The organism is Corallococcus sp. CA041A (assembly GCF_003612075.1).
Lineage (GTDB): Bacteria > Myxococcota > Myxococcia > Myxococcales > Myxococcaceae > Corallococcus > Corallococcus exiguus.
Window position 1 is genome coordinate 1 of the sequence record NZ_RAWF01000390.1, and the last position, 5,919, is coordinate 5,919.

Sequence of the window (5,919 nt, forward strand, 5' to 3'; positions counted from 1 at the left end):
CTCGGCGCTGTGGCACCGTCACTTTGAGGTGGTTGCCGCTTCGGCTCATCCACCGCTCCTCCTGCCCTCCTGCAGGGCAGCGGTGGATGCTACCTCCCTAGGCAAAGATTTACCCCGGATGGCTTAGAGAAGTTCCTGCAGAACAACGTCCGCCTCATCGCGGAGCACAACGAGGAGAGGCTGGAAGTCATCCCCGCTTTCAGGAAGGGAGTAGGTACCTCTTATGGCGAAGCCGACAAGAACCTCAACACCGACAAGCGAGCCGAACTCGCAGCCGCAGCAGCCCAGCAAGCCGCCAAGGACTCTGACTGCGGAGCAGTTCGAGGAGTTGCTGGAGAAGGAGCCGGGGCAGTGGAAGCTGGTGGACCTGAAAGTGAAGGGCAAGTCGGTCCTGCCCAAGAAGTAGACCCGGAGCCCGCCGGTCCCCAGACGGCGGCGGAGCGCTTCCCGGACCTGTCCCTGATGCCCGGCCTGGAGGTGGAGTTCGAGGATGCGCGCAGCCAGGAGTTCATGCACTGCTGGTGCTCCGGCATGCTGCGGGCCTTGAAGGAAGGACCGCTGCTCCCCCTGGCACCCGGCGCCGAGGTCTACCGCTTCACGTGGATCCCTTCGTCATCCGCATCGAGCACCGAGGCCTTGTCCATACCCTGCACGTGAAGAGAGCCGGCACTCAAGAAGGGGCATTTGGCTGTCGACCGGCACATCCTGCTCACGCCCACCCAGTGGCAGGCCGTGCAACAGCGATTGGATGCGGCCCACTTCTGGTCCATCGATCGCTTCTTCGCGTCTCGGAACCTCTCGTACTTCGACGGGGCGGAGTGGCTCTTCGAGGGGGCACGGGAAGGGCGCTACCGGATGGTGAGCATCCTCAGCCCGGACCCGGAAGGGCCCGCGCGTGCCATCCATGACCTGGGAGCGTTCCTGGTGGAACTGTCTGGCATGTCCATGGCCGACGACACGCTTTACTGAGCGGTCTTCAGCGCACGCTGGCCCAGAACGGCTTGAGCGCCTCGCGGCTCGTCGCCAGCGCCGCCCGCGCGTCCGCGTTCACGGTGCCGGAAGCGAAGCTGTCATCGCGCCCCGCCAGCACTTCGATGCACGCGTGCACGGAGTTCGACAGCCCCTCCAGCGAATAGCCACCCTCCAGCACCAGTGCCAGCTTCCCGCCGGAGACCTCCTCCGCCAGCTTGCGCACGGCGGTGCACATCGCCGCGAAGCCGCGCTCGGTGACGTCCATGCCGCCAATCGGATCCGCGCGGTGCGGGTCGAACCCCGCGGACACCAGCACCAGGTCCGGCCGGTACGCCTGCGCCACGGGGAGCAGCAGCTCTTCGAAGATCATCCCGTAGTCCGCGTCCGTGTTGCCGCCCGGCAGGCCGCAGTTGACCGTGAAGCCCTGGCCCTCTCCGCGCCCCACCTCCGGCGCGGCGCCGCTGCCCGGGTAGTAGGGGAACTGGTGCACCGATTGGTAGAGCACGTCCCTGCGCCCCCAGAACGCCGCCTGCGTGCCGTTGCCGTGGTGCACGTCCCAGTCCAGCACCAGCACTCGCTCGGCTCCCAGCCGCCGCCCGGCCTCCGCCGCGATGGCGACGTTGTTGTAGAGGCAGAAGCCCATCGCCCGGTCCGGCTCCGCGTGGTGACCGGGCGGACGCACCAGCGCGAACGCGTTCTTCGCCGTCCCCGCCATCACCGCCTCCACGGCCTGCACCGCCGCGCCCGCCGCCAGCCTCGCCGCGTCGATGCTGTCCGGGGACACCGCCGTGTCCTCGTCGATGCGCTCGAAGCGGCCGCCCAGCTTCTCCAGCGCCTCCAGGTGCGCCGGGGTGTGCACCGCCAGGATCTCCGCGTCCGTGGCGGAGCGGGGATGGGTCATCACCGTGCCCGCGACCGGATTTCGCGCCAGCATCTGGAGGATGCGCCGCAAGCGTGCGGGCGACTCGGGGTGGCCCTCTCCGGCTTCATGCTGGAGGAAGAGCGGGTCGGTGAGCAGCAGCGTCGCGGTCATCCCCTGGACCTTACGCATCCTGTCCCCGGGAACCCAGCGTCCGTCCCTGGCAGGCGGGGAAGTCCGTTCCTTGCCCTGGACGGGCCACCCTCCCTACAGTGCGCGGGCCTTGCCACGTCGCCTCAAGAAACCCGGTCTCCGGGGCATCCTCCTGGGTTCGTTCGGCCTCGCGCTGGCCGTCATCCTGGGGACGCTCTACTTCGTCGTTCCCCGCCAGGTGGGCAACCACCTGAGGGAGCGCATGGCTTCGCGCGCCCAGAACAAGGCCAGGGAGGTAACGGCACTCGTCGAAAAGCAGGCGGGCACCCAGCCGGTCCCCAACCTGGAAGGGCTCTATCTCCAGGACGACGACTTCAGCGTCGTGGCGGTGCTGGACGCCCAGGGCGTGCCCCGCGCCACCTCCCCGGCGACAGCGCCTGCGTGGTTCACCCAGGGCCTGGAGAAGCGCCTCCAACAGCGCCCGCTCCCGTCTCTGGAGCAGGTGGAGTTCGAGAACGACAGCTGGGCGGTGACCCGGCCGGTGACGCTCGCGGGCGGCGTGCCCGGTGAAGTCGTCGTGGTGGTGGATGGGGCGCGGCTGGAGGGAGTGCTCACGGCCCTGCGCCACACGGTGCTGCTGGCCTTCCTCGTGGGCCTGGTGCTCTTCCTCGTGGTGGCGTTCCTCATCTCGCGCGCGTTCATCCTCCACCCGCTGGACGCGATGATGTCCATGGCGAGCAAGCTGGCGGAGGCCGACCTCACCGGCCGCGCGGACGTGCGCAACAACAGGGACGAACTGGGCCAGCTGGCGGAGGCCCTCAACCGCATGGCCCAGTCCTGGCGCGACACGCTGGGCCGCGTGCGAGGCGTGTCCGACGTGGTGGCCGGCGTCATCGAGCAGATCCACCGCACCGGCACCACCGTGTCCTCCGGCGCGGGCACCGTGCAGTCGCGCGTGGAGGAGACGTCCTCTTCCATGGTGGAGATGATGGCCAGCTTGCGCGGCATCGCGGAGAACGTGGAGGTCCTCTACCAGAGCGCGGAGGAGAGCAGCTCCTCCATCATGGAGATGGCCGCCACCAACGACGAGGTGGCGGAGAACGTCCAGGCCATGGCCGCCAGCGTGGAGGAGACCACCAGCGCCATCGAGCAGATGACGTACTCCATCAAGGAGGTGGCCAAGAACATCGAGGACCTCTCCGCGTCCACGGAGGACACCTCCTCCGCCATCAGTGAGATGGACGCCGCCATCGGTCAGGTCGACGCCAACGCCAACGAGACGGCCCGCCTGTCCGAACAGGTCTTCGAGGACGCGCAGACGGGTGTGGAGGCCCTGCGCAAGACGCTCTCCGGCATCGACCGCATCAAGGACACCAGCCGCACCGCCGCGGGCGTCATCGACAGCCTGGGCCGGCGCATCAGCGAGATTGGCAACATCCTCAACGTCATCGACGACGTGGCGGAGCAGACGAACCTCCTGGCCCTCAACGCCGCCATCATCGCCGCGCAGGCGGGCGAGCACGGCAAGGGCTTCGCGGTGGTGGCGGAGGAGATCAAGGACCTGGCCGAGCGCACCGGCGCGTCCACCAAGGAGATCGCCGAGCTCATCCGCGGCGTGCAGGAGGAGAGCCGCAACGCCGTGGTGGTGATGAACCAGGGCGTCAAGAGCGTGGAGGAGGGCGTGCAGCTGGGCCGCGAGGCGGAAGGCGCCCTGCGGAAGATCAACGACAGCACCCAGAAGTCCACGCAGATGGTGAAGGCCATTGCCCGCGCAACGGTGGAGCAGGCGCGCGGCAGCAAGCAGGTGACGGCCGCCATCCACCGCATCTCCGCCACCGTGTCGATGATCTCCCAGGCCTCCAACGAGCAGGCCCGGGGCGGCGAGCAGATCATGAAGAGCGCGGAGCGGATGAAGACGCTCACCCAGCACGTGCAGCGCTCCAGCCAGGAGCAGGCACACGGCAGCAAGCAGATCACCCGCTCCATCGAAAGCATCAACGAGATGGTCACCCACCTGAACCGCGCCCAGAAGGAGCAGACCAAGGGCAGCGAGCAGGTGCTCAAGGCCGTGGAGACCATCAAGGGCGTGTCCGAGCACCAGACGCGCTCGGTGCGCCAGCTGGAAGAGGCCATCGACAACCTCACGCGCCAGGCGGAAATCCTCCGCGCCGAGGTGCGCCGCTTCCGTGTCTGACGCACCAGCCGTTCCCCGTTGAAAGCCTCCATGCCCGAGTCGTCCGAGTCCGCCTCTCCCCGTTCCGTGTCCGAGCGCGCCGTGGTGTTGCTCATCGGCGCGGTGCAGTTCGTCAACATCCTCGACTTCGTGATGGTGATGCCGCTGGGCCCGGACTTCGCGAAGGGGCTGGGCATCGAGTCCTCGCACATCGGGACCATTGGCGGCAGCTACACCGCCGCCGCGAGCGTGGCGGGGCTCCTGGGCGGCTACTTCCTGGACCGCTTCGACCGGCGCAAGGCGCTGGCCGTGTGCATGCTGGGGCTCGTCGCGGCCACCGCGGCGGGGGGATTCGCGGTGGGGCTGTCCACGCTGCTGCTGGCGCGGGTGTGCGCGGGGCTCTTCGGCGGGCCGGCGACGGCGCTGTCCCTGTCCATCATCGCGGACCTCATCCCGGTGGAGCGCCGGGGCCGGGCGCTGGGCGCGGTGATGGCGTCCTTCTCCGTGGCCTCCGTGCTGGGCGTGCCCCTGGCCTTGAAGGTCGCGGAGCTGGGCAGCTGGCGGACGCCCTTCTTCGTGGTGGCGGCGCTGGGGCTGGTGTTGGTGCTGGCCGCGCTCGGGCTCCTGCCGCCCGTGCGCGGGCACCTGCGGCCCGGCGGCAGCGCGGCCCGGGCCCCGGGCGTGGCGGAGCTTTTGGGCAACACCGACGTGCAGCTGTCCTACCTGATGACGGCGCTGGTGATGATGAGCGGCTTCATCGTCATCCCCAACATCTCCGCCTATCTCCAGCAGAACCTGGCCTACCCGCGCGAGAACCTGTGGATCATCTACGCCGCGGGCGGCATCGTGAGCTTCTTCACGCTGCGGATGACGGGCCCGCTGGTGGACCGCTTCGGCTCCTACCGCATCGGCACGGTGGGCGTGGTGCTGGCGGCCCTCACCACGTACGTGGGCTTCATCCACTACCCCGCGTGGCTGCCCATCCCCCTGCTGTTCATGGTCTTCATGCTGGCCATGGGCGTGCGCAACGTGGCGTACAACACGCTCACCTCGCGCGTGCCGGACAACCCGGTGCGCGCCCGCTTCATGTCACTGCAGTCCGCCACCCAGCACATGGCCTCCGCGCTGGGCGCCTTCCTGTCGTCACGCCTGCTGGTGGACCTGCCGGACGGGACGCTCGGCGGCATGGACACCATCGCCTGGGTGTCCATCGGGCTGGCGGTGGGGGTGCCCGTCATGTTGCGGGTGGTGGAGGGGCGGGTGCGCTCGCGCGAGCAGGCCCGGGCCCTGGCGGTGCCCCCGGCCCAGGGGCTGGCCGCGCCCCTGTCTCCCGAGGCCAATCCCCACGGCTGATGGGGCAATGTGCCCCAGGAGTTCCAGGGAGCCCGGCCGCCCGCCTCCTGGACACGAGGCCAGACGGACGCTGGATGGTCGCTGACGGTTGCGCGGGCCGCCTGTGGGCGCGATAACCCCGGGACGTTCCCTCCAAGGGGAAGACGACCCTCCATGTTCAACATCGGCGCAGGCGAAATGGTGTTCATCCTGGTGGCCGCGCTGATCGTGCTCGGCCCCCAGCGGCTGCCTGAGCTGGCGCGGGCCATTGGCAAGTTCATGCGCGAGTTCCGCCGGCAGACGGACGACGTGCGCAACGTGGTGGAGCGCGAGTTCTACTCCATGGACGAGGAATTCAACCGCATGCCCCCGACGCGTCCGGGCACGCGCGTGCCGTCCCCTCCGCCGGAGCTCGCCCCGTCCTCCCTTC

At 69.0% G+C, this 5,919-nt stretch carries 6 protein-coding genes; 4 read left to right on the forward strand and 2 right to left on the reverse strand.

What is annotated here, in order from left to right:
* Positions 1–123: 123 nt before the first annotated feature.
* Positions 124–516: a hypothetical protein gene (locus D7V77_RS43435; RefSeq protein WP_147452309.1), complete on the reverse strand. Its 393-nt coding sequence runs from the start codon at positions 514–516 to the stop codon at positions 124–126.
* Positions 517–684: 168 nt separating this feature from the next.
* Here D7V77_RS43435 and D7V77_RS39400 point away from each other — a divergent pair, with 168 nt between their 5' ends.
* A complete protein-coding gene (locus tag D7V77_RS39400; protein ID WP_120581353.1) occupies positions 685–969 on the forward strand; it encodes a hypothetical protein in 285 nt (94 codons plus the stop codon).
* A 7-nt stretch (positions 970–976) separates the two neighbouring features.
* On the opposite strand, the gene D7V77_RS39405 is transcribed toward D7V77_RS39400, so the two are convergent.
* The gene (locus tag D7V77_RS39405) at positions 977–2,023 is read right to left on the reverse strand and encodes a histone deacetylase (protein ID WP_120581354.1); all 1,047 of its coding nucleotides are present in this window, start codon (positions 2,021–2,023) and stop codon (positions 977–979) included.
* A 91-nt stretch (positions 2,024–2,114) separates the two neighbouring features.
* Here D7V77_RS39405 and D7V77_RS39410 point away from each other — a divergent pair, with 91 nt between their 5' ends.
* The 3 genes from D7V77_RS39410 to tatB all read left to right on the forward strand — a co-directional run.
* On the forward strand, positions 2,115–4,178 hold the full coding sequence (locus tag D7V77_RS39410; RefSeq protein WP_120581355.1) for a methyl-accepting chemotaxis protein: 2,064 nt from the start codon (positions 2,115–2,117) through the stop codon (positions 4,176–4,178).
* A gap of 30 nt (positions 4,179–4,208) precedes the next feature.
* On the forward strand, positions 4,209–5,510 hold the full coding sequence (locus D7V77_RS39415) for an MFS transporter (RefSeq protein WP_120581356.1): 1,302 nt from the start codon (positions 4,209–4,211) through the stop codon (positions 5,508–5,510).
* A 153-nt stretch (positions 5,511–5,663) separates the two neighbouring features.
* Positions 5,664–5,919, forward strand: a 256-nt coding sequence (gene tatB / locus D7V77_RS39420) for a Sec-independent protein translocase protein TatB (RefSeq protein ID WP_169822817.1), incomplete at its 3' end; no start/stop codon positions are given.

What these genes read in the sequence shown, in the direction of transcription:
- D7V77_RS39405 (WP_120581354.1), bottom strand. Translation starts at nt 2,023, where the DNA reads ATGCGTAAGGTCCAGGGGATGACCGCGACGCTGCTGCTCACCGACCCG.
- D7V77_RS39415 (WP_120581356.1), top strand. Translation starts at nt 4,209, where the DNA reads ATGCCCGAGTCGTCCGAGTCCGCCTCTCCCCGTTCCGTGTCCGAGCGC.